This is a genomic window from Streptomyces sp. NPDC002776, from assembly GCF_053592195.1.
In genome coordinates, this window is the sequence record NZ_JBSFVG010000016.1 from 1 (window position 1) to 23,139 (window position 23,139).

At 73.3% G+C, this 23,139-nt stretch carries 22 protein-coding genes and 2 pseudogenes; 5 read left to right on the forward strand and 19 right to left on the reverse strand.

Annotated elements, in window-relative coordinates; all coding sequences use genetic code 11:
* The 13 genes and pseudogenes from ACWD11_RS27515 to ACWD11_RS27575 form a co-directional block, all read right to left on the reverse strand.
* A pseudogene (locus ACWD11_RS27515) lies at nucleotides 1-167 on the reverse strand (ABC transporter ATP-binding protein); the annotation flags it as partial.
* A gap of 37 nt (nucleotides 168-204) precedes the next feature.
* Entirely contained in the window at nucleotides 205-1,308 is a 1,104-nt protein-coding gene (locus tag ACWD11_RS27520) for an aliphatic sulfonate ABC transporter substrate-binding protein (protein WP_451286189.1), read from the reverse strand.
* Between the two features lie 127 nt (nucleotides 1,309-1,435).
* A complete protein-coding gene (locus tag ACWD11_RS27525; RefSeq protein ID WP_389421253.1) occupies nucleotides 1,436-2,764 on the reverse strand; it encodes a sulfate adenylyltransferase subunit 1 in 1,329 nt (442 codons plus the stop codon).
* 2 nt (nucleotides 2,765-2,766) lie between these two features.
* Complete coding sequence (gene cysD / locus ACWD11_RS27530; RefSeq protein WP_389421254.1) at nucleotides 2,767-3,705, reverse strand: sulfate adenylyltransferase subunit CysD; 939 nt, start codon at nucleotides 3,703-3,705, stop codon at nucleotides 2,767-2,769.
* Nucleotides 3,702-4,289 (reverse strand): adenylyl-sulfate kinase, encoded by a 588-nt coding sequence (gene cysC, locus ACWD11_RS27535; RefSeq protein WP_389421255.1) that lies wholly within the window; start codon nucleotides 4,287-4,289, stop codon nucleotides 3,702-3,704. The genes cysD and cysC overlap by 4 nt, the downstream gene beginning before the upstream one ends.
* A complete protein-coding gene (locus tag ACWD11_RS27540) occupies nucleotides 4,286-4,996 on the reverse strand; it encodes a phosphoadenylyl-sulfate reductase (RefSeq protein WP_451286191.1) in 711 nt (236 codons plus the stop codon). Before ACWD11_RS27540 ends, cysC begins: the two co-directional genes overlap by 4 nt.
* Nucleotides 4,993-5,181, reverse strand: a complete 189-nt coding sequence (locus tag ACWD11_RS27545) for a hypothetical protein (protein ID WP_383315669.1) — start codon at nucleotides 5,179-5,181, stop codon at nucleotides 4,993-4,995. Before ACWD11_RS27545 ends, ACWD11_RS27540 begins: the two co-directional genes overlap by 4 nt.
* Nucleotides 5,178-6,875, reverse strand: a complete 1,698-nt coding sequence (locus ACWD11_RS27550) for a nitrite/sulfite reductase (RefSeq protein WP_389421257.1) — start codon at nucleotides 6,873-6,875, stop codon at nucleotides 5,178-5,180. Before ACWD11_RS27550 ends, ACWD11_RS27545 begins: the two co-directional genes overlap by 4 nt.
* Nucleotides 6,876-7,004: 129 nt before the next feature.
* Complete coding sequence (locus tag ACWD11_RS27555) at nucleotides 7,005-7,088, reverse strand: putative leader peptide (RefSeq protein WP_310887545.1); 84 nt, start codon at nucleotides 7,086-7,088, stop codon at nucleotides 7,005-7,007.
* Between the two features lie 125 nt (nucleotides 7,089-7,213).
* Nucleotides 7,214-7,786 carry a GNAT family N-acetyltransferase gene (locus ACWD11_RS27560; RefSeq protein ID WP_389421258.1) on the reverse strand — a complete coding sequence of 191 codons (573 nt, stop codon included), beginning with the start codon at nucleotides 7,784-7,786 and terminating at the stop codon, nucleotides 7,214-7,216.
* 17 nt (nucleotides 7,787-7,803) lie between these two features.
* A complete protein-coding gene (locus tag ACWD11_RS27565) occupies nucleotides 7,804-8,961 on the reverse strand; it encodes a hypothetical protein (RefSeq protein ID WP_451286194.1) in 1,158 nt (385 codons plus the stop codon).
* Between the two features lie 149 nt (nucleotides 8,962-9,110).
* The gene (locus ACWD11_RS27570) at nucleotides 9,111-10,373 is read right to left on the reverse strand and encodes a GAF domain-containing protein (protein WP_451286355.1); all 1,263 of its coding nucleotides are present in this window, start codon (nucleotides 10,371-10,373) and stop codon (nucleotides 9,111-9,113) included.
* 272 nt (nucleotides 10,374-10,645) lie between these two features.
* Nucleotides 10,646-12,280, reverse strand: a complete 1,635-nt coding sequence (locus tag ACWD11_RS27575; RefSeq protein ID WP_451286196.1) for an acyl-CoA dehydrogenase family protein — start codon at nucleotides 12,278-12,280, stop codon at nucleotides 10,646-10,648.
* 100 nt (nucleotides 12,281-12,380) lie between these two features.
* On the opposite strand from ACWD11_RS27575, the gene ACWD11_RS27580 reads away from it, so the two are divergent.
* Nucleotides 12,381-13,526: a YihY/virulence factor BrkB family protein gene (locus ACWD11_RS27580; protein ID WP_389421261.1), complete on the forward strand. Its 1,146-nt coding sequence runs from the start codon at nucleotides 12,381-12,383 to the stop codon at nucleotides 13,524-13,526.
* Between the two features lie 9 nt (nucleotides 13,527-13,535).
* On the opposite strand, the gene ACWD11_RS27585 is transcribed toward ACWD11_RS27580, so the two are convergent.
* Nucleotides 13,536-14,372, reverse strand: coding sequence for an NmrA family NAD(P)-binding protein (locus tag ACWD11_RS27585; protein ID WP_451286198.1), 837 nt, complete (start codon nucleotides 14,370-14,372; stop codon nucleotides 13,536-13,538).
* An 80-nt stretch (nucleotides 14,373-14,452) separates the two neighbouring features.
* Between ACWD11_RS27585 and ACWD11_RS27590 the strand changes: the two genes are divergently transcribed.
* On the forward strand, nucleotides 14,453-15,388 hold the full coding sequence (locus ACWD11_RS27590; protein WP_451286200.1) for an AraC family transcriptional regulator: 936 nt from the start codon (nucleotides 14,453-14,455) through the stop codon (nucleotides 15,386-15,388).
* A 4-nt stretch (nucleotides 15,389-15,392) separates the two neighbouring features.
* Complete coding sequence (locus tag ACWD11_RS27595) at nucleotides 15,393-16,061, forward strand: DUF6597 domain-containing transcriptional factor (protein WP_451286202.1); 669 nt, start codon at nucleotides 15,393-15,395, stop codon at nucleotides 16,059-16,061.
* On the opposite strand, the gene ACWD11_RS27600 is transcribed toward ACWD11_RS27595, so the two are convergent.
* Both ACWD11_RS27600 and ACWD11_RS27605 read right to left on the reverse strand, forming a co-directional pair.
* On the reverse strand, nucleotides 16,044-16,442 hold the full coding sequence (locus tag ACWD11_RS27600; RefSeq protein WP_389421265.1) for a VOC family protein: 399 nt from the start codon (nucleotides 16,440-16,442) through the stop codon (nucleotides 16,044-16,046). The two genes, ACWD11_RS27595 and ACWD11_RS27600, sit on opposite strands and share 18 nt — an antisense overlap.
* A gap of 107 nt (nucleotides 16,443-16,549) precedes the next feature.
* Nucleotides 16,550-17,566 (reverse strand): DUF5954 family protein, encoded by a 1,017-nt coding sequence (locus ACWD11_RS27605; protein ID WP_389421266.1) that lies wholly within the window; start codon nucleotides 17,564-17,566, stop codon nucleotides 16,550-16,552.
* A 90-nt stretch (nucleotides 17,567-17,656) separates the two neighbouring features.
* On the opposite strand from ACWD11_RS27605, the gene ACWD11_RS27610 reads away from it, so the two are divergent.
* The gene (locus tag ACWD11_RS27610) at nucleotides 17,657-18,301 is read left to right on the forward strand and encodes a ThuA domain-containing protein (RefSeq protein WP_389421267.1); all 645 of its coding nucleotides are present in this window, start codon (nucleotides 17,657-17,659) and stop codon (nucleotides 18,299-18,301) included.
* Here ACWD11_RS27610 and ACWD11_RS27615 read toward each other — a convergent pair.
* From ACWD11_RS27615 to ACWD11_RS27625, 3 genes are all read right to left on the reverse strand, one after another.
* On the reverse strand, nucleotides 18,279-18,785 hold the full coding sequence (locus tag ACWD11_RS27615) for a hypothetical protein (RefSeq protein ID WP_451286205.1): 507 nt from the start codon (nucleotides 18,783-18,785) through the stop codon (nucleotides 18,279-18,281). The genes ACWD11_RS27610 and ACWD11_RS27615 overlap by 23 nt on opposite strands.
* 9 nt (nucleotides 18,786-18,794) lie before the next feature.
* Nucleotides 18,795-19,859: a LacI family DNA-binding transcriptional regulator gene (locus ACWD11_RS27620; protein WP_389421269.1), complete on the reverse strand. Its 1,065-nt coding sequence runs from the start codon at nucleotides 19,857-19,859 to the stop codon at nucleotides 18,795-18,797.
* Between the two features lie 143 nt (nucleotides 19,860-20,002).
* Entirely contained in the window at nucleotides 20,003-21,022 is a 1,020-nt protein-coding gene (locus ACWD11_RS27625; protein ID WP_451286207.1) for a hydroxyacid dehydrogenase, read from the reverse strand.
* 226 nt (nucleotides 21,023-21,248) lie between these two features.
* On the opposite strand from ACWD11_RS27625, the pseudogene ACWD11_RS27630 reads away from it, so the two are divergent.
* Nucleotides 21,249-22,813: pseudogene (locus ACWD11_RS27630) on the forward strand (carboxylesterase/lipase family protein).
* Nucleotides 22,814-23,139: the final 326 nt, after the last annotated feature.

Here is a 23,139-nt window from a genome sequence, read left to right on the forward strand (position 1 = left end):
GCTCCCAGGAGGGTGACGAACTCACCGGGCGCGACATCGAGGGTGATGTCGTCGAGGACGAGCTGCCGCCCGGCCGGGCCGGCGAAGGACTTCGACACGTGGTCGATGCGCGCGGCGTGCTCCACGGACGTATCCGTGTCGGGGGCCTTGGCGAGGGCGGTTGCCATGGTCGTCACCTCCTGGGAACTCATCTGGACTCGTGGCTCACTTCACGCCGAGACCGGCGTCGTCGGCCTCGGGTGCGCCCTCGGCTCTGAGGACCCTGTTCAGCGGTGTCAGGTCGTAGATGCCGGACAGGTCCGGCCGCTCCAGCAGACCCGCCTTCACCGCGTGCCGCGCCTGCGCGTCGAGCGTGGCCGCCAGCGGATCGTCGGTGAACCGGATGGACGGCCAGGCCCGGTCGATGACCTCGGCGGGCAGCGCCTTGCCGGTGTCCGCGGCCAACTGGGCGTTGGCGGCGGCCTTCGCCTCGTCCGGGTTGGCGTTGATCCACTTGTTCGCCTCGACGGAACCCCTCAGCACCGCCTCGACGGCCTTCGGGTGCTCCTCGAGGAAGCTCTGCGACACGATCACGTTGGTGATCACGAACTTCTTGTCCGGCCACAGGTCGGCCTCGTCCAGCAGCACCTTGCCGCCCTCGGCGACCAGCTTGGACGCGGTCGGCTCCGGTACCCAGGCACCGTCGACCGAGCCGGACCGGTAGAGGTCGGGCGTGACCTTGTTGTCGGAGCGGACGACGGAGACGTCACCCTCGCCGCTCTGCGCGTCGACCTGCCAGCCCTGCTCGGCGGCCCAGTTGAGGAAGGCCACGTCCTGCGTGTTGCCGAGCTGCGGCGTGGCGATCCGCTTGCCCTCGACGTCCTTGAGGGACGTGATCCGCTCCGGGTTCACGACCAGCTTCACCCCGCCGGAGGCCGAACCGGAGATGATCCGCAGGTTCTTGCCGTTCGCCTTGACGTACCCGTTGATCGCGGGGGAGGGCCCGATCCACCCGATGTCGATGGACCCCGAGTTCAGCGCCTCGATCTCCGAGGGACCTGCGTTGAACGCGGCGTACTTCGCCGTCGTACCGCCGAGCTCCTTCTGGAAGATCCCCTCGTGCCGCCCCACCAGCGCCGTGGCGTGGGTGAGGTTCCCGAAGTAGCCGATGCGCACCGCGTCCAGGCCGTCGACCTTCGCCGCCCCGGGTATCGCGTGCTCGGTGTTCTCCACGGCCTGGGAGCCGTAGCCGCACGCGGCCGCGAGCGCGAGCAGCGGCAGCACGGCCAGTACCGCGAGGGTACGGCGCAGGGCGGGGATGGCAGGCACGGGAGGTGTTCCTCTCGGTGGCCCGGCCCGGCGCCCTTATCGAGCGCGGCCGGGAGAACGGCGGATGGACGGGTGGGAGGTCAGCGCGGACATCGCCGCCCCCCGCCCGCTCCGGTCCAGTACATGGTCAGAAGTCCCAGCCGTCGTCGTCGGCCGCGTCCTTGACGGGCTCCGGGGAGGCGAAGGACTCGCCGACCATGCCGGCGGTGAGCGTCGTGCCGTCGCTCGGGTCGATCAGGATGAACGAACCCGTGCGCCGCGAGTCGGCGTAGGAGTCGACGGGCAGCGGCTCGGCGGTCCGGATCTTCACCCGGCCGATGTCGTTGGCGACGAGCTGTCCGGGGTGCGGGTGCAGGGACAGGTCGGCGAGCGTGAGCCGGGACGGGATGTCCTTCACGATCGCCTTCACCGTGCGCGTGCCGTGCTTGAGCAGCACCCGGTGGCCGACGGTGAGCGGGGCGTCGGCGACATGGCACACGGTCGCCTCGATGTCCTGCGTGGTCGGCGGCGCGTCCTTGCTGGGCACGATCAGGTCGCCGCGCGAGATGTCGATGTCGTCCTCCAGCAGGACGGTCACCGACTGGGTGGTCCAGGCGACGTCGACCGGCTCGCCGAGCAGGTCGATGGCGGCGATCTTCGTGGAGCGGCCCGACGGCAGCACGGTGATCTGCTCGCCGACGCGGAACGAACCGGCGGCGATCTGACCGGCGTAACCGCGGTAGTCGGGGTGCTCGGCGGTCTGCGGGCGGATCACGTACTGCACGGGCAGCCGGGCGTGGCAGTGGCTCAGGTCGTGGGTGACCGGGACGGTCTCCAGGTGCTCCAACACCGTCGGGCCGCCGTACCAGTCCATGTGGGCGGACGGCTCCACCACGTTGTCACCGGCGAGCGCCGAGATGGGGATCGCGGTGACCTCCGGGACGCCCAGTTCGAGCGCGTACGCCGTGAACTCCTCGGCGATGGCGGCGAACACGGACTCCTGGTAGTCCACCAGGTCCATCTTGTTGACGGCGAGGACCACGTGCGGCACGCGCAGCAGCGCGGCCAGCGCGGCATGCCGGCGGGTCTGCTCGACGACGCCGTTGCGGGCGTCGATGAGGATCACCGTCAGCTCGGCGGTGGAGGCGCCGGTGACCATGTTGCGGGTGTACTGCACATGGCCGGGGGTGTCGGCGAGGATGAACCGGCGCTTGGCCGTGGCGAAGTAGCGGTAGGCCACGTCGATGGTGATGCCCTGCTCCCGCTCGGCGCGCAGGCCGTCGGTGAGCAGCGCGAGGTCCGGGCCCTCCTGGCCCCGGCTCGCCGAAACGCGCGCCACGGCCTCCAGCTGGTCGGTGAGGACCGACTTGGAGTCGTGCAGCAGCCGCCCGACGAGGGTGGACTTGCCGTCGTCGACGGAACCGGCGGTGGCGAACCGCAGCAGGGTCGTCTCGGGGAGTTCCGTGGTGGTGCTCATGGCTAGAAGTACCCCTCGCGCTTGCGGTCTTCCATCGCGGCCTCGGACATCTTGTCGTCGGCACGGGTCGCGCCCCGCTCGGTGAGCCGGGAGGCGGCGATCTCGGTGATCACGGCGTCCAGCGTGGTGGCGTCGGAGTCCACGGCGCCCGTGCAGGACATGTCACCGACCGTGCGGTAGCGCACGAGCCGCTTCTCGACGGTCTCGCCGTCCTTCGGGCCGCCCCACTCGCCGGCGGTCAGCCACATGCCGTTGCGGGCGAACACCTCACGCTCGTGCGCGAAGTAGATCTCCGGCAGCTCGATGCCCTCACGGGCGATGTACTGCCAGACGTCCAGCTCGGTCCAGTTGGACAGCGGGAACACCCGGACGTGCTCGCCGGGCGCGTGCCGGCCGTTGTAGAGGTTCCACAGCTCGGGCCGCTGGCGGCGCGGGTCCCACTGGGAGAACTCGTCGCGCAGCGAGAACACCCGCTCCTTGGCGCGGGCCTTCTCCTCGTCGCGGCGCCCGCCGCCGAAGACCGCGTCGAACTTCTCCGCCTGGATCTTCTCCGTCAGCGGCAGCGTCTGCAGGGGGTTGCGGGTGCCGTCCGGGCGCTCCTTGAGCACCCCGCGGTCGATGTAGTCCTGCACCGAGGCGACATGGAGCCGCAGCCCGTGCCGGGCCACCGCGCGGTCCCGGTAGTCGAGGACCTCGGGGAAGTTGTGCCCGGTGTCGACGTGCAGCAGCGAGAACGGCACCGGCGCCGGCGCGAACGCCTTCAGCGCCAGGTGCAGCATGACGATCGAGTCCTTGCCGCCGGAGAAGAGGATCACCGGCCGCTCGAACTCGCCCGCCACCTCGCGGAAGATGTGCACCGCCTCGGACTCCAGCGCGTCCAGGTGGGAGAGGGCGTACGGAGTCCCCGTGCCCTCCTCGACCGAGGAGACGGTCGTCGTCATGCCAGGCCCCTTTCGCTGAGCAGCGCGTACACGGCCGCCGCGGACTCCCGCACGGTCTGGTTCTGCGACTCGATCCGCAGGTCGGGCGTCTCGGGCTCCTCGTAGGGGTCGTCGACCCCGGTCAGCCCGGACAGCTCGCCCGCCGCCTGCTTGGCGTACAGGCCCTTCACATCGCGCTCGGAGCACACCTCGACCGGCGTGGCCACGTGGATCTCCAGGTACGCGGCCCCGCTGTCCTGGTGGCGCTTGCGCACCGCCTCACGGCTGTCGGCGTACGGCGCGATCACCGGCACCAGCGCCTTGACGCCGTTGCGGGCGAGCAGGTCGGCGAGGAAGCCGATGCGCTGCACATTGGTGTGGCGGTCCGCGCGGCTGAAGCCGAGGCCCGCGGAGATGAACTCGCGGATCTCGTCGCCGTCGAGCACCTCGACGCGGTGGCCCTCCTCGCGCAGCCGGCCGGCCAGCTCGTACGCGATGGTGGTCTTGCCGGCGCTCGGCAGACCCGTGAGCCAGACGGTGGCTCCGGTCGTCACGTGGTTCTCCTTGTTCTCCGGGGCGGTCTCCGGAAACGGGGTCGTGGTCACAGGTGCAGCCCGCACTCGGTCTTGGCGCGGCCCGCCCAGCGGCCGGCCCGCGCGTCCTCGCCCTCCAGGACGCGACGGGTGCAGGGAGCGCAGCCGACGGAGGGGTAACCGTCCATCAGCAGCGGGTTGGTGAGGACACCGTGCTCGGCCACGTAGGCGTCCACGTCCTCCTGGGTCCACCCGGCGATGGGCGAGATCTTGACCTTCTGCCGCTTGTCGTCCCAGCCGACGACCGGGGTGTTCGCCCGGGTCTCGGACTCGTCGCGGCGCAGGCCCGTCGCCCAGGCCAGATAGCCCTCGAGGCCCTCCTCCAGCGGCTGGACCTTGCGCAGCTTGCAGCACAGGTCCGGATCGCGGTCGTGCAGCCTGGGGCCGTACTCCGCGTCCTGCTCGGCGACCGTGCGGCGCGGGGTGAGCGTGATGACGTTGACGTCCATCACCGCCTCCACCGCATCACGGGTACCTATGGTCTCGGGAAAGTGGTAGCCGGTGTCGAGGAACACCACGTCAACACCGGGCAACGCGCGGGAGGCGAGATGGGCGACGACCGCGTCCTCCATGGAGGAGGTCACACAGAAGCGCCGGCCGAAGGTGTCCGCGGCCCACCGGAGGATCTCCAGCGCGTCGGCGCCCTCCAGATCGCGGCCCGCCTGCTCGGCGAGCGCCTTGAGATCCTCGGTGGTGCGCTCTTCCCGGGTGGTCGTCATATCTCGTCTCCCCCTGCCTCGGTCGGCTGAACGCCCCGGGCCAGCAGCCCGAGGAACTTCAGCTGAAAAGCCCGGTTGCACGCGGCGCATTCCCACGCGCCGTGGCTGCCCTCCAAGGCTTCACTCGGCCTCAAGTCCTCGTCGCCGCAGTAGGGGCAGTAGAAGGGGGCGGCCCGCTCGCTCATGACAGGGCCTCCTCGGATGCACGCGCGGCCCAGGTGGCGAAGCGCTCGCCGTCCTCGCGCTCCTCCTGGAAGCGCTTGAGGACCCGCTCGACGTAGTCGGGCAGCTCCTCGGCCGTCACCTTCAGACCGCGCACCTTGCGGCCGAAGCCGGCCTCCAGGCCGAGCGCGCCGCCCAGGTGCACCTGGTAGCCCTCGACCTGCCGGCCCTGGTCGTCGAGGACCAGCTGGCCCTTGAGACCGATGTCCGCGACCTGGATACGGGCGCAGGCGTTCGGGCAGCCGTTGATGTTGATGGTGAGGGGCTCGTCGAACTGCGGGATCCGGCGCTCCAGCTCGTCGATCAGCGAGGCGCCGCGCGCCTTGGTCTCGACGATGGCGAGCTTGCAGTACTCGATGCCGGTGCAGGCCATGGTGCCGCGCCGGAACGGGGACGGGCTGACCGTGAGGTCCAGCGCCTCCAGGCCCGCGACGAGCGAGTCGACCTGCGCCTGGTCCACGTCCAGGACGAGCATCTTCTGCTCGGCGGTGGTCCGCACCCGGCCCGAGCCGTGCGCCTCGGCCAGCTCGGCGATCTTCGTCAGGGTGGTGCCGTCCACCCGGCCCACGCGCGGGGCGAAGCCGACGTAGTAGCGGCCGTCCTTCTGCCGGTGCACACCGACGTGGTCGCGCCAGCGCTCGACCGGCTGGGCCGGGGCCGGGCCGTCGACGAGCTTGCGCTGCAGGTACTCGTCCTCCAGGATCTGCCGGAACTTCTCCGGGCCCCAGTCGGCGACCAGGAACTTCAGGCGGGCGCGGGTGCGCAGCCGGCGGTAGCCGTAGTCGCGGAAGATCGAGATGACGCCCTCGTAGACGTCCGGGACCTCGTCGAGCGGGACCCAGGCGCCGAGCCGGACACCGATCTTGGGGTTGGTGGACAGACCGCCGCCGACCCACACGTCGAAGCCGGGGCCGTGCTCGGGGTGGTGCACCCCGACGAAGGCGATGTCGTTGATCTCGTGCGCCACGTCCAGCAGCGGCGAGCCGGAGATCGCGGACTTGAACTTGCGGGGCAGGTTCGAGAAGTCCTTGTTGCCGATGATCCGGCGCTGGATCTCGTCGATGGCCGGGGTGCCGTCGATGATCTCGTCGGCGGCGATACCGGCGACCGGCGAGCCGAGGATCACGCGGGGGGTGTCACCGCAGGCCTCGGTGGTGGACAGGCCGACCGCCTCCAGGCGGTTCCAGATCTCGGGCACGTCCTCGATCCGGATCCAGTGGTACTGGACGTTCTGCCGGTCGGTGATGTCGGCGGTGCCGCGCGCGAACTCCTGCGAGATCTCGCCGATGACCCGCAGCTGCTCGGTGGTGAGCCGGCCGCCGTCGATCCGGACGCGCAGCATGAAGTACTCGTCGTCCAGCTCCTCCGGCTCCAGGATCGCGGTCTTGCCGCCGTCGATCCCGGGCTTGCGCTGGGTGTACAGACCCCACCAGCGCATCCGGCCGCGCAGGTCGTTGGGGTCGATCGAGTCGAAGCCGCGCTTGGAGTAGATCGTCTCAATGCGTGTCCGCACATTGAGACCGTCGTCGTCCTTCTTGAACTGCTCGTTGCCGTTCAGCGGGGTGTAGTGCCCCGCGGCCCACTGTCCCTCGCCGCGGTGACGGCTCGCCCTGCGGCGGGGGGTCGCGGCGGCGGGGTTCTGCGGGGTGGCGGCCATGGTTGATACGTCCTTCGGGACAGGCGGGAAAGCGGCTCTGACCTGCGCGTGCGCGCACGGCAGACGTGCGCGTCCTTGCGCGGGAAATGCAGGCAAAGGGGGAGGTGCCGGGCGGTGCTGGATGAACTCTCAGCGCGCCGGACAGATGGCGCTGGACATGCGGCCGAGGTCGACGTGCCGCCGACTCACCAAGGCAATTCCAGTTCCAGGCATGACGGAAGCGTGTCACGGCGATCTGGACACAGTCCAGCTTCGTCCAAAATGCGGACACCCTTGTCTCGGAGAGCGAGACAAGGGTGTTCTGGGTCACATGCCTGCAATGTGCCGCCTCGGGCAGGTCAGGCGGGGTATGCGCCCGGCCAGGGGCCCGGCGCGGCCACCTGCGACTGCTCCTCGACCTTGGTGTCGAACAGCGTGAAGCCCCGGCGCCGGTAATTGTCCATCGCGTGCTCGCCGTCCAGGCTGCAGGTGTGCAGCCAGACGCGCTTCGTGGGCGCCCGCCCTGGCCAGCGGTCCGCGAGGTCCCAGGCGCGGGCGACGCCGTACGACAGCAGATGGCCGCCGATGCGGCGGCCCCGGAAGGCGGGGATCAGCCCGAAGTACTCGATCTCCACGACCCCGTCGTCCTGCGGGCTCAGCTCCACGTACCCGGCAGGCGTGCCGTGGTCGTAGGCGACCCAGGTCTCCACGCCGGGGCGCTCCAGGTGCTCCTGCCACTGGGCGTAGCTCCAGCCCAGCCGGTCGATCCAGCGGATGTCGCCGCCGACGGAGGCGTACAGGAAGCGGCTGAACTCGGGGGAGGGGACCTCGGAGCGGACGATCCGCACGTCGCCCTCGGGGGCGGCGGCCGGCAGCAGGTCGGAGGGGTCCGTCTGCTCCAGGGACCAGGTGGTCACGGGGATGTTGGGCATGTCGCCCAGACAATCATCTAGTCCAGCGCTCTGTCGATCGCGTGCAGCGGCAGCGCGAACAGGGTCCGCCCCGACTGCGACCAGACCTCCCCGGTCTGCTGCCAGTACGACAGGGACGCGGTCCGCCCGGTCCAGCACAGCCGGGTCCCGTCGGCCCCGCAGCGGGTGGCCTCGGCCCCGTCCGTGCTCTGCCGCCACAGCGTGCCGCGCTCCTCGGCCCGCTGCGTCAGGTACCAGCGGGAGCGGTACGACAGCAACCCGCCGAGCCCTTCCGCCCCGGTCGCGTACGCCTCGGTCGCGGTGCCGGTGGCGAGCAGCCCGGCGCGGTCCGGGTCCGCGCTGAACGCGTACCGCCACAGCCGGCCGTCCCTGCTCGCCACCAGGCTGTCCGGCGAGGTGCTGCGGTCCAGCGAGAGGCCGGTGGGGGCCGGTCCGGCCGAGCGGTACACGCCGACGGCCGGCAGGACGTACCGGGAGCCGTCCGCCGCGGGGGCGCGCCGGACGCGGTGCAGGTCGTAGACGTACAGTCCGTCCCGCGCGGTGACCAGCAGCTTGTCCTGGTACCAGACCATGCCCGAGAGTGCCGAGCGCAGCGGGCGGTGCGCACGGCCGTCGTCCGTCGGGACGGCGAGCCGCACCCAGGTGTAGCTCAGGCGGCCGGGGTCGTCCGCGTCCACGAAGGCGACCCGGGAGCGCCGGTCGCCGGACCAGGCGGACAGCACCACGCGGTGCTCGCCCCAGTGGCCGTCGTCGTCGGCGTCCCCGGAGGTGGTGACCGCGCCGGACCGAAGGCCCCGGGTGCCGGCGGCGTCCCAGCAGTACGCGCGCGTGGCCGCGGGCGCCACCGGGAGGGCCGCGCGCTCGGTGCAGTCGTCCGGGTCGCGCAGGGTGCCGTCGGCGTCGGCGAGGACCGCGCCGACGCCGGCCGGGCGGCCCAGCCGGGCGTCGAGCCGGTCCAGGGCGGGCTCGGGCAGCAGCTCCTCGCGCAGTCGCAGGGGGTTCAGCTCGGCGTGTGAGGTGAGGGGCTTCAGCGCCCCGGGATCCGCGTCGTCGGTGGCCTGGGAGGCGCTGATCATGGTGGCGGCCGCGGTGAGCGCGAGAGCGGTTCCGGCCAGCACTCCACGCAGCGCGCGGCCCCTCCTGCGCCGGCGGTGCCTGCCGCGATGCTGTGTCATGACGTCCTCCCGAGGCGAGCCAACTGCGCCTGCTGATCCGTACGTTGACCGAGGAGCAGGTGGGGTGGCCCACCTCGGATGCTACGGCAGCGGGCTGTGGTCGCGGACGAAGACCCCGTAATTACCCGGAAGATGCCACCTCGGGAGCTTCAGCGCGTACGGCCGTCGGCCACGCCCGGCGCCGTCGAGTGCGGCAGCAGGTCGCGCGGATCCTCGGGGAGCAGCACCTCGACCTCCGCCGACTCGCAGAAACGATACGGCCGATGGTCGAGCAGCCCCCCGAGATAGCGGCGCACCCGGGACATCTCGGCCCGGACCGTCACCGTGCGGCCCGCGTCGGCGAATACCTCCCTGGCCAGGCCCGCCGCGCTCATCCCGTCCCGGTTCAGGGCCAGCAGGTAGAGCAACTCGGCGTGCCGGGGGCTCAGTTCGTGGCGCCAGGTGCCCGCGCCCCCGGTCACCGTCATCGACCAGCGGCGCGGCTGCGACAGATCCAGCACGATCCGGGTGCTCCCGTGCGGCACCGGCTCGTCGGCGGGCCTGAGCAGCCAGCCGCCGGCCAGCGGCTCCACGGCGCACAGTCCGAGCGGCGGCAGCCACCGCCGCCCCGCCGCGAGCGACTTGGGCAGCGTGATCCGCCCCGGGTACGGCATCCCCGTCACCGCCGCGCACCAACCGTCCCGGTCCACCACCAGCGCCCGCCCGGCGAGCCGGGACAGCACCGGCGCCGCCACCGCGCGCAGCCGCTCCAGCGCGCTCAGATGCACCTCCCGCAGCCGGGACTCGGCGAGCTTGGCGACCGAGTCCACCCAGGCGAGGGTCGCCGGATGCATGGTCTCCAGCGGTCCGCTGATGTCCACCACGCCGATCAGCCGGCCGTCCCGCGGATCCGTGATCGGGGCACCGGCGCAGGTCCAGGTGGCGTGGGTGCGCACGAAGTGCTCGGAGGCGAAGACCTGCACCGGCCGGCGCACGACGGCCGGGGTGCCCACGCCGTTGGTGCCGACGACGTCCTCCCGCCAGTCCGCGCCGAGTTCAAAGCCGAGCCCGTCGGCCTTGCGCAGCACCGGCGCGCTGCCCTCCCGCCACAGCACCCGGCCCTCCTCGTCGGCGACGACCATGATGTGGTGGGCGACGTCCGCGACCGACAGCAGCCCCTCGCGCAGCACCGGCAGCACGTGCCGCAGCGCGCTGGTCTCCCGGCGCCGCTGCACCTCCTCGCGGGAGAGCAGCCCGGAGCGGACGCCGCGGTCCGGGTCGACCCCGCTGCGCAGCAGCCGGTCCCAGGACTGCTCGATCACCGGGCGCGGCGCGACCGGCGCGCGCTGCCCGGCGAGGGTGGCGCTGCGCACGTCGTTCAGTACCCGCGCCGCGCGCGCCGCGTCGACGACGGCCAGCTGCGTCACGTCCATGGATGACAGCGCCACGAGTCCTCCCCGGGAGTGCGTCGGCCGTTCCTGACCGGTCGTCTCATAGTGCAGCCCGTCCCGGGCGGACGGAGCCGGTTCGGCCACCGGAGCCGGCAAGTTGCAACCCCTTGCAACCCTGGTGGTGGGCCATGGCCTGATCGAGACTTGAGCGACGCCGTCCCGAGCGGCGTTCGCGGCCTCGAACGGGCCTGTGCGAAGGGTGGTGCCGTGTCGGCGCGGCACCACCCCTCGCCCCGTCGCCGCGGGGGATGCGATCAGGCCTCCGGCCTGGCCCGGTCCACCACGGACTCCAGGTCCAGGGTGGCCGGCAGGGTCCCGAAGCTCGCGCCGCCGTCCTCGCCCAGACGTGACGCGCAGAAGGCGTCGGCCACCTCCGGCGGGGCGAACCGGACCAGCAGGGAAGCCTGGAGCACCAGGGCCAGCCGCTCCGTCAGGCGCCTGGCCCGGCCCTCGACGCTCTCCAGATCGGCCAGTTCGGTCAGCAGGCCCTTGATCCCGGCGTCCAGCCGGTGGTCGGCGCCGCGGGCCCGGCCGATCTCCACGAGGTAGGCGTCCAGAGCGGCCGGTTCGCGCCGCAGCGCCCGCAGGACATCCAGCGCCTGGACGTTCCCCGCCCCCTCCCAGATCGAGTTCAGCGGGGACTCCCGGACCAGGCGGGGCATCCCGGACTCCTCGACGTAGCCGTTGCCGCCCAGGCACTCGGACGCCTCGACCGTCACCGGCGTACAGCGCTTGGCCACCCAGTACTTGGCGGCCGGTACCGCGATCCGCAGCAGTGCCCGCTCCTGCTCGCCGCCGTCGTCGTAGGCCGCCGCGAGCCGCAGGCCCAGGGTGGTGGCCGCCTCCGACTCCAGGGCGAGGTCGGCCAGGACGTTGCGCATCAGCGGCTTGTCGGCCAGCCGGCCGCCGAACGCCTCGCGGTGGTCGCAGTGGTGGATCGCCTGGACGACGGCCTGCCGCATCAGCCCCGCCGAGCCCAGCACGCAGTCGAGACGGGTCGCCGCCACCATCCCGATGACGGTCCGCACCCCGCGCCCCTCCTCGCCGACCCGGCGCGCCCAGGTCCCCGCCAGCTCGACCTCCGCGGAGGCGTTGGACCGGTTGCCCAGCTTGTCCTTGAGGCGCTGCAGGTGGAAGGGGTTGCGGGTGCCGTCCTCCAGCACCCGGGGCACCAGGAAGCAGGTCAGCCCGCCCGGGGCCTGGGCGAGGACCAGGAACCCGTCCGACATCGGCGCCGAACAGAACCACTTGTGCCCGGTCAGCTCGTAGGACACCCCGTCGCCCAGGGGCCGCGCGGCCGTCGTGTTCGCCCGTACGTCGCTGCCGCCCTGCTTCTCCGTCAGGGCCATCCCGAACAGCGCCCCCGCCTTGTGCCGGGCGGGCCGCAGCTCACGGTCGTAGATCACGGAGGTCAGCCGGGGCTCCCACTCGGCGGCCAGCTCCGGGTCGGTGCGCAGCGCCGGCACGGCGGCGTGGGTCATCGACAGCGGACAGCAGTTGCCGGCCTCGGCCTGGGTCCACACCAGGAACCCGGCGGCGCGCCGCACATGCCCGCCGGGCCGGGTCCAGGCCGCGGTCAGCCCCGCGGCGACCCCCTTGCCGAGCAGCCGGTGCCAGGCCGGATGGAAGTCGACCTCGTCGACGCGGTGGCCGTAGCGGTCGTGGGTGCGCAGCCGCGGCGGGTTCTCGTCGGCCTGCACCGCCCACTCCTGGAGCTGGGCCGCGGAGGCCGACCGGCCCAGCGCCGACAACTCGCTGGTCGCGTCGGAGAGCAGGCCCGGGTCGAGATGCCGCTCGACCGCCGCCGTCAGCGCCCGGTCGGCCGCGTAGACGTCGTACCCGATCAGGGGCGGGGGCTGGTTCGTCACGGTGTGGGTGGTGCCGTCCATGGCTGTGAACCTACCCGTCCGGATCCGGGCACTCACCCCACCGACGCGGCGGCCCCCGGGGCGGGACGGGAGCGGGCCCCGCGGCGGATACCGTTAGGTCGTGCAGCCAGCAAGTGAATTCCCCCAGAGGCCCTCCGGCCGTCTCCACCGGGCGCGTGCCCTCTACCGGAACGTCTCGAAGCGCCGGACCGCCTGGCTGCTGCTCAAGGACACGGTCAACTCGTGCATCGAGTACCGGATCCTGGGGCTCGCGGCGGAGGCGGCCTTCTTCACGCTGCTCTCCGTCCCGCCGCTGCTGCTGAGCATGATCGGACTGCTCGGTCACGTCGACGACTGGACCGGCACCGACACCATCAGCAGCCTGGAGACGAACCTCATCGAGGCCTCCCGCACGGTCCTGTCGGACCGGGGCGTCCGCCAGATCGCCCAGCCGATCCTCGACGACGTGATGAAGGGCGGCCGCCCCGACGTCATCTCCATCGGCTTCCTGTTCGCGCTGTGGTCGGGCTCCCGCGCGGTGAACGTCTTCATCGACACCATCACCGTCATGTACGGCCTCGACGGCGTCCGCGGCATCGTGAAGACGCGGCTGGTCGCCTTCGTGCTCTTCCTGGTGGCCCTGGTGATCGGCTCGATCGCCCTGCCGCTGATGGTGGCGGGCCCGGACGCGGTGCTCAACGTCCTGCCGTGGTCGCAGACCCTGGTCCAGGTGCTGTACTGGCCGGTGGTCATCCTGCTGTCCATCGCCTTCCTGACCACGCTGTACCACGTCTCCGTACCGGTCCGCTCGCCGTGGATCGAGGACGTCCCCGGCGCCCTGGTCGCCCTCGGCATGTGGGTCCTCGGCAGTTTCCTGCTGCGCATCTACCTCACCAACACCGTCGAGGGCGCCACGATCTACGGCTCCCTCGCCGCCGCCGTCGCGGTCCTGCTGTGGATCGGGGTGTCCGCGTTCGCCGTCCTCGTCGGGGCCGCGGTCAACGCGGCGATCGACCGGGTCTGGCCGGCCGCCGCGACCGCCGCCGCCCGCGCCGCCAACGAGCGGCTGCGCGAGGCCCAGGTCGCCGAGTACGTGGCCCGCGCCGCCGCCCACCGCGAGGCCGCCCACGACGACCCGGACGACCCCGACATGCCCTCGGAGTTCCCGGAGCGCTGGTCCCGCTTCCTGCCCCCCGAGGACGTCACGTCCCGGCTGCGCACCCATGTGAGGAGCACGCACCCCCCGCACAAGCCCGACGACTCCTGACCGCGCCCGTCACCCCCGCCAGGCGCCCGCCGCCGCTGCCTCCCGGGCGAAGTCCGCGAAGTCGCGGGGCTCCCGGCCCAGCACCTGCCGGACGCCGTCGGTGAGCCGGGCGTTACGGCCGTCCAGCAGGGTCTCGAAGACCTCCACCAGCAGCTCCGCCTCCTCCCGCGGGACGCCGAAGCCGGTCAGGTGCTCCCCGTACGCCCGCGCCGGCACTGGCACGTACGTCAGCGCGGCGCCCGTGGCTCCCGCCACCTCCGCGACGGCCTGCCGGAAGGACAGCAGCCGCGGCCCGGTGACCTCCAGCGTCCGGCCCGCGTACCGGTCCCCGGAGGCCAGCACGGCCGCCACCACGTCCGCGATGTCCCGTACGTCGATGAACGGCTCCGTCACCTCCCCGGCCGGGAAGACCAGCTGCCCGCCCTCGCGCAGCCCGTCCGCCAGCGGGCCCTCGCTGAAGTTCTGGGCGAACCACGCGGCCCGTACGACCGTCCAGTCCGCGCCCGAGGACATCAGCGCCTCCTCGGTCGGCAGCGCCTGGTCCTCGCCGCGCGCCGACAGCAGCACCAGGCGCCGTACGCCGAGTCCGACCGCCTCCCGGGCCAGCGCCCCGACGCCCTCGGCCGCGGCCGGGGAACCCACGTCGGTCGGGTACATCAGGTACGCGGCGTCGGCGCCGCGCAGGGCGTCCGCCCAGGTCGTCGGGTCCTCCCAGTCGAAGCCCCGGGACCGCGTCGCCTCCCGCACCTTAAGGCCGGCCGCCCGTACGGCCCGGACCACCCGGCTGCCGGTACGGCCCGAGGCGCCGGTCACCATCACTGTCGCGTTGCGCGTGTTCGTCGTCATGGCTCAAGTCAACGGCCGCGCGGCCCAAGTCCCCATCGCCGAACGGCTCATTCCCATGCGCACGCGTCTACGCTGGCGCCATGGATGCCCTGGCCGGCCTGCTGGAGGGCCCACGCGCGCGTGGCGCCTTCATGATCCGCGCGTGCTTCGACCCGCCGTGGGCCGTCCGCATCGAGGACCGCGCCCCGCTGACCGTGATGGTGATGGCCCGGGGCGAGGCATGGATCGTGCCCGACACGGGGGAGCGGGTGCTGCTGCGCCCCGGCGATCTCGCGATCGCCCGCGGCCCGGCCCCGTACACCTGCGCCGACGCCCCGGACACCCCGCCGCAGGCACTGATCCTGCCGGGCGGGGAGTGCCGCTACCCCGACGGCCGCTCGCTCAACGGCGTCATGGACCTCGGCGTGCGGACCTGGGGCGACCGGGCCGACGGCGCGGCCGTGATGCTGATCGGCACCTATCTGTGGCAGGGCGAGGTCGGCGGGCGGCTGCTGGACGCGCTGCCGCCGCTGCTGACGCTCACGGCCGAGGTGTGGGACTGCCCGCTCACCCCGTTCCTCAGGGAGGAGATCGTCCGTGACGAACCGGGCCAGGAGGTGGTCCTGGACCGGCTGCTGGACCTGCTGGTCATCGCCGCGCTGCGGGCCTGGTTCTCCCGGCCCGAGGCGGCGGCGCCCGCCTGGTACCGGGCGCTCGCCGATCCGGTGGTGGGGCGGGTGCTGAGGCTGGTGCAGGACGATCCGGCGCACCCCTGGACGGTGGCGTCCCTGGCGGCGAAGGCGGGGGTGTCCCGGGCGGCGCTCGCCCGGCGGTTCACGGAGCTGGTCGGGGAACCGCCGATGACCTACCTGACCGGCTGGCGGCTGGCCCTCGCCGCGGACGCGCTGCGGGACACCGACGACACCCTCGAAGCGATCGCCCGGCGGGTGGGCTACGGCAGCGCCTTCGCGCTGTCCAGCGCCTTCAAGCGGGTCCACGGGGTGAGCCCGCAGGAGCACCGGGCGAGGGGGACGTAGGGCCGTGTACGAGGAACGGCCGTCCCGGCTCTCCGGCGCCGTCGTCTGGGTGAACACCTCGCCCGGCACCGGGCGCGTGCTCCCCGACGGCTGCATGGACCTGCTCTGGCACGAGGGCCGGCTGAGCGTCGCCGGTGCCGACACCCGGGCCCACCTCACCGAAGGCGAGGCGGGCAGCTGGGTCGGCGTGCGCTTCTTCCCCGGCTCCGCCCCCGCCTTCCTGGGCGTGCCCGCGCACGAACTGCGCGACCGGCGCGTCGACCTCGCCGACCTGTGGCCCGCCGCCGAGGTACGGCGGCTGGCGGGTCGCGTCGACGGAGCGGCCGACCTGCCGAGGGCACTGGAGGACCTCGTCCTGGAGCGCGCCGAGCCGCCCGATCCGCTGCTGCGCCGGCTGGTCGGCGCCCTGGACGCGGGCCGGACCGTCGGCGCCACCGCCGATGAACTCGGGCTCGGCGTACGCCAGTTGCACCGGCGGGCGCTGGACGCCTTCGGCTACGGGCCCAAGACGCTGGCCCGCATCCTGCGCTTCCGGCGGGCCCTGCGCCTCGCCGCCGAGGTGCCGTTCGCCGAGGCGGCGGCCCGCGCCGGATTCGCCGACCAGGCCCATCTGGCGCGGGAGGTCAAGGAGTTGGCCGGGGTGCCGCTGGGGGAGCTACTCGGCCGCCGGTAGCGGCGCGAACAGGTCGACGCCGTTGCCGTCCGGGTCGTGCACGACCGCGTACCGCTGGCCCCAGAAGGCGTCCCAGGGCTTGAGCTCGCCGTGGTACCCGGCGCCGGTCAGCTCCTCGTACACCGTGTCGACCTCGCCGGGATGGTCGCAGCGCAGGGCCAGCGAGTGCCGGGAGCCGGAGGGCGGCTGCCATCCGGGGTGGAGGGACCGGGCCAGCTCCTCGGTGTCCAGCATCAGCCGCAGCCCGCCGGGCAGTCCGGCCTCGGCGTGCGGCTCGTTCCCGGCCCCGTCGGGGAAGGCGAAACCGAGGCGGCGGTAGAAGGTGACAGCGGCGGCCATGTCGGAGACCACCAGCCCGAAGGCGTCGAATCGTGGAGTCATGCGCCCACCGTAGGCACCGCACGGGCGGCCGGTCTTGAAGGAAACGGACAGGGGCCGGGTGCCGCCGCCCGGCAACCGGGAGAGCACGACCGGTCGAGCCGCCGCCGTCAGTCGTAGGCGATCGTGCCGTACTCGTCCATCGCCGGGTGGATGCGCATGGGACCGTACGCGTCGTGGTCCGAGGGGCGCGGCGGTTCGGGGCCGTCGGGCCCCATGCGGAGCATGCGGTCGACCCGGCAGATCCGGAAGCGGCGCCCGGCCACCGTGCACGCGTCGGCGCGGCCGAGCGCCCGGAACTCCTCGGCGGCCCTGGCGTACACGGCCCGCGTGGCGTCGTCGTAGCGGTGCAGCGCGGCCCAGACCTCGGCCATCCCGTCGTACAGCCGGCGCCGGGCGTCGTGCGCGGTCGCCGCGAGCCCGCCGGACGGCTGCCAGCCGAGGCTGCCGTGCTCGACCACGCCGAAGCAGGTCGGCAGCAGCACGACCTCCGGATGGGAGCCGACCGCCCGCTCGGAGTCGGCGCACACCGCGGCCGGGACCGCGGCCGGGCGGTATGCGAAGTCCCGCAGCCCCAGCCGGGTCGCCGCGGCCATCGGGCCGTCGTCGTGGGCGGGGTCGAGGGCGAAACCGACGTCCGGTCCCGGCGGGGGCGTGCGGGGCCGCGCCCAGTTCGGCTCGGCGGGCTGCGGATCCGTCGGCCGGGGCGGCTCCGGCCGCTCGCCGTCGCCGCGCGAGAACTCGTCCGCGCGCACCACCCGGTACCGCACCCCGCACGCCTCGACCTCGTTCACCGGCCGCTGGTCCAGCAGCGCCACCGCGGCGAGCAGTTCACGCCGTACGGCCGGATCGTCGGTGCCGTCCTTCGCCGTGAACCACAGATGGGAGTTGAGCCCGTCCCGGGCCACCTGCGGCATGGGGTCCACCACCGGCTTCAGCAGCCGCCAGCACGGCCCCGCCGCCGGATCGAGGACGGCGACCCCGAACACCGGCCCCCGCAGCACGAGATGGGGATAGCGCAGCGAGGCGTCCACCGCGTCGGCCTCACGCACCCAGGCGGTGGGGTCGTCACGGCGGATCAGCTCCTCCTGGAGCGCGTCGATCCGTTGCCGCCAGTCATCACTCATGCCCGCATTGTGATGAACGCGAGGCGAAGGAGAGGCCGAAACGACCCAACCACCGCGGCGGTTGGGGCGCAGGCCGTACGCTCGTCGACCATGGGCCCGCGACTCCTCGTCTTCACCCGCACCACCGACTACCGGCACGACTCCATCCCGGCCGCCGTCGCCGCGCTGCGCACCCTCGGGGACTTCGAGGTCGACCACAGCGAGGACCCGGCCGCGCTCACCGCGCCCCTGGAGCCGTACGCCGCCGTCGTCTTCCTCTCCACCAGCGGCGAGGTGCTGACCCCGGCCGGGCGGGAGCGGCTGGCCGGATACATCGAGGCGGGCGGCGGGTTCGCCGGGGTGCACGCGGCGGCCTGCACCGAGTACACGTGGCCCTACTACGGCGAGCTGCTGGGCGCCCGCTTCACCCGCCACCCGGACTTCCAGCCGGGCCGCGTCCTGGTCGAGGACCCCGGCCATCCGGCGACCCGCCATCTGCCCCCCGTCTGGGACTTCACCGACGAGTGGTACGACTTCGACACCAACCCCCGTGCCTCGGCAAGGGTGTTGCTGTCCGCCGACGAGACGTCGTACGAGGGCGGCGGCATGGGCGCCGACCACCCCCTCGCCTGGTGCCGCGAACAGGGCGCCGGACGCGTCTTCTACACCGCCCTCGGGCATGCGGCCGACGCCTACGACGACCCGCACTTCCGCGCCCACCTGCGCGGCGGGCTCACCTGGGCGGCGCGAGGCTGAACATCATCCCGCGCCAGGTCCACCCCGCCGCCAGGGCCGCCGCCCGCAAGGGGTCCTTGATCTGCCGGGAGTCGAAGCGGAACGTCTCGATCTTCCGCCGCCGCCCGTCGGCACCCCGCTCGTACGTCCACTGCCGCTCGGTCCAGTTCACCTGCCCCACGGAGTGCCGGCGCGCCACCACCCAACGCGGCGGACTCCCGGTCCGCTTGACCTCCCACTGCTCGTCGACGCTGCGCACCTCGCGCCGCCCGGGGACCAGCAGCATCCGTGTCTTCACGGTCCGCTCCAGCCGGCGCGAGGCCGACGGCGGGATCCGCCACTCCGCCACCAGGTCGGCCTTCTCCGCGGTCAGCGCGGTGCGTATGCGGTACGGCGCGTCCGGGCCGTTGAGCGCCAGCAGCGCGGCCCGGACGTCCGACGCCGACAGCGGCACGACCCCGTCCTCGGGGTAGCGGGTGCCGGTCAGCCTGTCGATGAGACCCATCGGGTCAACCTATGAACGACCAGCGGGACATGCCAAACTCGGCGCGGCCGTGCTCGCCCGCTCCACCAGCCGGGTCGACAGTTCGGTACGGGTGCTCTCGGGCCGGTCACCGGCCATCATCCGCACCAGCAGCCGCAGGGCCGTCGCCGCCATCTCGGACAGCGGCTGGCGGACCGTGGTGAGCGCCGGGGTGATCCAGCGGGACTGCGGCAGATCGTCGAAACCGACCACGCTGATGTCGTCCGGGACGCGCAACTCCCGTGCGGCGAGCGCCGCGTAGACCCCGTGCGCCATCAGGTCCGAGGTGACGAACAGGGCTGTCGGCGGCTCGGGGAGTTCCAGCAGCTCCCGGGTCCGGCGGCCGGCGAGGCTCTCGTCGGAGCCCGCGTACCGGACGTACTCGGGCCGGTGGCGCACGCCCGCCGAGGCGAGCGCCGAGCGGTAGCCGGCCACCCGGGCGCTGTCCGCGATGGTCTGCCGGTCCCCGGCGACCACGGCGATCCGCTGGTGCCCGAGCGCCAGCAGATGCTCGGTCGCCGTCACCCCGCCCTGCCAGTTCGCCGCGCCCACCGACACCACGCCCGGCGGGGGTTCGGCGACCGGGTCGATCATCACGAACGGGATGCGGTGCTGTTCGAGCCAGGCGTACTGGGCGGCGGTCGGCTCGGTCAGGTTGAACAGCACCCCGGAGGAGCCGCGCGTGGTGAGCTTGTCCAGCCAGCCGCGCTCCGGACGGTCGGACGTGGCCCGGGGTGTCCCGGCCGAGACGACCACCTCCAGGCCTGCGTCGTGCGCGGCCGCCTCCACCCCGTGCAGGACGGCGCCGGACCAGGAGGTGTCCAGGGTGTTCACCACCAGGTCGACGAACCCGGGTGTCCTGACCCCGTCGAAGCGGGGTCTGCGGACATAGCCGAGCCGGTCCAGGGCCTCGGTGACCCGGCGCCGGGTCTCGGGCGCGACGTCCTCGCGGCCGTTGACCACCTTGGAGGCGGTGGGCACGGAGACCCCCGCCTCCCGGGCGACCACGGCCAGGGTCGGCCCGGCCGCCGTGTGCGCACTCCCCGTACGGACCATCGGGAACCACCTCTCCGGCCCGCCCGAGGGCCGTCGGACGTCTCGCCCAGCGTGATAGTAAGCGCTTCCTACCCTAGGTTCGCCGCAGGATCTGCGGAAGAGCCGCCGCTGCCGGAGCCGTCCGGCCGGGAGGGTGCCGTGGGTCACGCCACCCGGGTCAGGTCCGCCCGGCGTACCTCGTGAGCGAGGGCGTGGCCGGCCGCCAGGCGTTCCAGTTCCGCCACGACCGTGCGGCCCAGGCGCTCCAGCTCGTTGCCGAGGGAGCCCGCGATGTGGGGGGTGAGGACGACGTTGGGGAGCCGGTACAGCGGGGAGTCGGCGGGCAGGGGCTCGGGTTCGGTCACGTCGAGGATCGCGGTGAGACGTCCGGAGACCAACTCGCCGGTGAGGGCGTCCGGGTCGACCAGGGCGCCCCGGGAGGTGTTGATCAGGGCCGCGCCGTCCCGGAGCAGCGACAGGCGGTCGGCGTCCAGCATGCGGTGCGTCCCGGGGAGGTCGGGGGCGTGCAGCGTGACGATGTCGCTGCGGCGCAGGAGGGTGTCCAGCGGCAGGAGTTCGGCTCCCAGGGTCGCCGCCTCCGCGGGGGTCGCGTACGGGTCGTGCAGGAGGACGTCGAAGTCGAACGGGCGCAGCAGCTCCAGCAGGCGTCTGCCCACCCGGGAGGCGCCGATGACGCCGACGCGGCGGCCCAGGTTGCCGGTGCTCGCGGTCTCCGCGGAGGTCGGCGGGGTGTGGGTGGTGCGGTAGCGGTCCCGGTGGGCGAAGGCGTCCTTCCCCGCCAGCAGGATCATGGCCAGGGTGTACTCGGCGACCGGAACGGCGTTCGCCGCTGCCGCGCTGGACACGGTGACGCCGTGGCGCCAGACGTCCTCGCCGATCAGGTGGCGGACCGAGCCCGCGGCATGGAGGACCGCGCGGAGGCGGGGGGCGGCCGTGAGGAGGGCCGCGTCCAGCGGGGGGCAGCCCCAGCCCGTGATCAGGACGTCCGCCTCCGCCAGGGCCGCGGCGGCCGCGGGGGCGCTGAAGTCCCGGACGACCAGGGCGGGTTCGATGGCGCAGGTCTGCCTCAGCCCTGCCATGAGGGGCGGGGGGAAGAGCCGGGGGAGGTGGACGGGGTCCATCGCGAACACGGCCCTGGGGGGCTGCGCGGGGCGGTCGGGCATGGCTCTCCTGGATGGGCTGACGGACGCACTCGTAGAAAGCGCCTTCTACGGTAGATCCGGTACGAAGGGTGGTCAATGAGACCACCGGCGCACCGGTGACCGGCCGCCATTCGTCCGCCTCGTGGGGCGCCGATCAGTCGTGCCCGGGCGATCCACCGGAATACATCGGGGCGATGTGGTGCTCTGATGGGACCGGTGCGGGTCTTGGCGAAGGGCTGGTGGGCGGATGGCGGCGGACCGGACCGACCCCGTGGTCAGCACCCCCTACGGGGCCGTGCGCGGCAGGTACGAGCGGACGGTCGCCGTGTTCCGCGGCATTCCGTACGCCGCGCCGCCCTTCGGGCCCCGCCGGTTCCGGCCGCCGTTGCCGCCTGAGCGCTGGGACGGTGTCCGTGACGCGGGCGCGTTCGGGCCGACGGCGCCGAAACCGCCGTACTCCCCGGCCTTCGCGGAGTATCTGGCCGACCCGGTGGTGGTCGGGGACGACTGTCTGAACCTCAATGTGTGGACGCCCGATCCCAGCCCCGGGGCGCGACTGCCGGTCATGGTGTGGCTGCACGGGGGGCGCTGACCCGCGGTTCCTCCGCCGTGCCCGTCTACGACGGACGGCACTTCGCCCGGGACGGCATCGTGTTCGTGTCCGTCAACTACCGCCTCGGGGTGGAGGGTTACGGCCTCTTCCCGGACGCCCCCGCCAACGCCGGGCTGCGGGACCAGCTCGCCGCCCTGGAGTGGGTGCACGCCTCGATCGGGGCCTTCGGGGGCGACCCCGGCCGGATCACCCTGGCCGGGCAGTCCGCCGGAGCGATCAGTGCGGGGGCACTGCTGGCCGCGCCGGGGACCCAAGGTCTGGTGCGGCGGGCGATTCTGCAGAGCGGGCCGCCCGAGGCGGCCGAGCGGGACAAGGTACGCAAGATGGTGCGCCGGATGGCCACCCGGCTGAAGATCCCCGCCACGGCAGCCGCCTTCGCCGAGGTCGACCGGGAACTGCTGCTGCGCACCCAGGCCGAGGCCGGCCGGCTCAGCAGTCCCGTGCTCGGCGGGCCCGCCTTCGGGATCGTCGTCGACGGCGACCTCGTGCCCCGCGATCCCCTGGAGGCGCTCGTCGACGGCGCGGCGGCGCGGGGCGTGGAGCTGCTGACGGGCTGGACCGGCGAGGAGTACCGGCTGTGGCTGGTGCCCGGCGGTCTGCTGGAGCGCGTCGACCGGCTCGGGCCGCTCGCGCTGGCCGGAGCCATGGCCCGCTGCCGCTGCGGTCCCGAGGTGCCCCGCGGCTACCGCACCCTGCGCCCCGGGGCCCGCACCGCCGAGATCGTCGGCCAGATGGTCACCGACCGCCTGCTGCGGAACCCGCTGCACCGCCTGGCGGACTCCCGCCCCGACACCTCGTACGTGTACGAGTTCGCCTGGCCGTCCATCCGGCCCGGCCTCGGCGCCTGCCACGCCCTGGAACTCGGCTTCGTCTTCGGCACCGGCGACGCCCCCGAGTCCGCGAAACTGGCGGGCGCGGGCACCCCGCCCGAACTCTCCGAGGCCATGCACGGCGCCTGGGTCCGGTTCGCCGAGCACGGCGACCCCGGCTGGCAGCACTGGGACGACAGCCACCCGGTGCGGATCTTCGGCGCCGGCGCCCCGCACACCGAGTACGGCCCCCGGGACCGCGAACTGGCCCTCTGGGCCGCCGACCCCACCCCAGAGGCACCCCCACCGGGCGGCCCACCCCTGCGCGGCCCGGAACTCCGGTCGGTAGTACGCCGCCTCCGCCTCCCGGGCGCGGTACGCCGCGACTGACCCTTGCCGGGGGGACGGGCGAGGGTCGGCTGTCGGTGCGAGGTGGACGTTTCCTGCCCCCGCACACCCGGCGATCACCTCCGACCCTCCCGGCAGCATCCGCCGATCGGGCGTGCGCCGGGTGTGGACTTGGGTCGGTGTGGCACGAGCTCGGCTGTCGGGGGCGATTCCGGCGTCGGGCGAGCGGCGGTGGCGCGTCAGGTGTGGACCTGGGCCGGTGGGGCGGGTCCGGTGGCGCCTCCGTGATCCCTGTGACCCGGGGCCCGGCCGGGAGGGCCTTCGGGTCGGGTGTGCGCCCGGGGCGTGTCAGGGGTGCACCTGGGCCG